Here is a 2,121-nt window from a genome sequence, read left to right as displayed (position 1 = left end):
GTTCTCGTAGGTGGCGGCGGCGGTGTTGCTGATCCGGGTGCCACCGGCGGACCGAGTCCACCGGTCCCGGCGGGTCACACCTTCGACGTCGCCCGCCACGGCTGCGCCGACCTGCCGACGGGCGCCCGCGCCACCGGCGGTGACGACGCGGACGTGGTCCGGGCCCGGGACCGGTTCCTGTCCAACGGCGCCACCAGCCGTGGCCCGGAATGGCCGGATCCCGTCACTCGTCGGTGGGATCCTCTGCGCGGCGGTCCCGGTGATCTCTACGGTGGGCGGGAACCGTCCGGAACGTGGGGGAGTGTTGTGGAAGCGGAAATCCTGGCCCTGGCGGGCATGGGCGCGAGCAGTCTCGTGACGCTGGCCCTGCAGGATCTGTGGGGGTGGGGCAGGAGACGCTTCGCGACGTTGCTCGGGCGGGGCGCGCCCGCGGCCGAGGCGGCGGCCGAGGAGGAACTGGAGAGTTCCCGGCAGGAGTTGCTGGACGCCCGGCGCGCCGGCGACGAGGACACGGCCGGCGCCGTCGAGGAAGCGTGGGCCGAGCGCCTGCGGGACCTCCTGGCCACCCACCCGGAGGCCGGGCACCGGCTGCGGGAGGTGGTCGCGGCGACGATCGAGCGCAGCCCCGCCCCGGTCGCGCTCGGCCACATCCTGCACTACGTCAACAACGTCCCCGTCTTCCAGGCGATGAACGACCACTGGGCACGCTGCACCGAGGCGCGCGCGACCACCGCCATGTTCCTGTGCGGGCTGCCCGGCGTCGGCAAGCGGACCACCCTGCGCCGCTGGCTCCAGTCCCGCCGGGACGACCTGCCCGGCGAGCTGCTCCAGGCCGACCTCGCCCCGGACGAACGCGGACGCCCCGCCGACCCGGCGGCCGTCCTGGAGCGCTGGCTGGCCCAGCTCGGCGTGGCCCGGGAGGACCGTCCGGCCGACGCCGGCGCGAAGGCGGCCCTGGTGCGGCAGCAACTGCGGGCCCGGCCGGCCGTGCTGGTCCTGGAGAACGTGAGCAGGCCCGCCGAGGTCAGGCCCCTGCTCCCGGACTCCGCGGGGCACGTCGTCCTGATGACCGGCCAGCGGGTGCCGGCCGGGCTGGACGCCCTGCTGGACTTCGAACCCGTGGAGATCGCCCCGCTGAAGGACGAACACGCCCTGGAACTCCTGCTGAAGGTCAGCCGCAGCACCGAACACCCCGACCGGCTGCGGCCCATCGTCCGGCACCTGGGCGGGCTGCCGCTGGCCCTGCGCCTGGTCGCCGGGCAGCTCAGGACACCGGTGCCGGGCACCCTGGAGGACATCACCGCCCGGCTCGCCGACCGGACCACACGATGGGAACTGCTCGCCGTGGACGACACCCACGACCTGCCCGGCGCACTCGACCTCGCCTACGAACGCCTCGGCGCCGACGCCGCCCGCCTCTACCGGCGCCTCGGCAGCCTGCCGCGGACCGACACCCACCTGGACACCGTGCACGCGCTCACCCCGGACCGGGAACCGGCCACCACCCGGCGCGGCCTGCACGAACTGCTCTCCGCGCGGCTGCTGGAACGCGACGGCGTGGACCTCTACCGCCTGCACCCCCTCGTCCACGACCACGCGGCGGCCCGCGCGGAGCGGGAGGACACCGACGCCGAACGCGACGCCGTGACGGGCTGGTTCGTCCGCCATCTGCGCAAGACGGCCGAGGCCGCCGAGGCGGCGCTGTCCTCCCGCTGGCGTCACGACCCCGGCCACGCCTACCCGGACGTACCGCGCACGCCCGAGGAGGGCGCCCGCGCCGAACGCGAACTCGCCCGGCGCCGCGACGGGCTGCTCGCCGCCGTCCGCCTCGCCCACGCCACCGGACGGTACGAGGAGGCGTGGCGGCTGTGCCAGGCGCTGTGGACCTTCTGCCTGCGCACCGGCAGCCACGCCGAGTGGATCGAGTCCCACGAGACCGGCCTCGCCGCGGCCCGCGCCGGCGGCGACCGGCTGGCGGTGGCGCGCATGCACTTCCAGCTGGGCTTCGCCCGCCTGGACCGGTGGAGCCTCGCGGAGGACGACCCGCGCCGGGCCCGCGAACACCTCGACGCCGCACGGGAGTCGGTGCGCGGCGACGGCACCGGCCGGGGCGAGGGCGAG

Annotated in this window: 1 pseudogene; it reads left to right on the top strand. The window is 75.9% G+C overall.

The features are described from left to right. Positions 1 to 306 precede the first annotated feature (306 nt). Positions 307 to 2,121, top strand: a pseudogene (locus H5J33_RS32430) (hypothetical protein); the annotation flags it as partial.

The sequence above is a fragment of the Streptomyces sp. WELS2 genome (genome assembly GCF_013870595.1).
Taxonomy (GTDB): Bacteria; Actinomycetota; Actinomycetes; order Streptomycetales; family Streptomycetaceae; genus Streptomyces.
The sequence above is the reverse complement of the archived record's forward strand: the minus strand, read 5'-3'. Positions and strand labels throughout refer to the sequence as shown.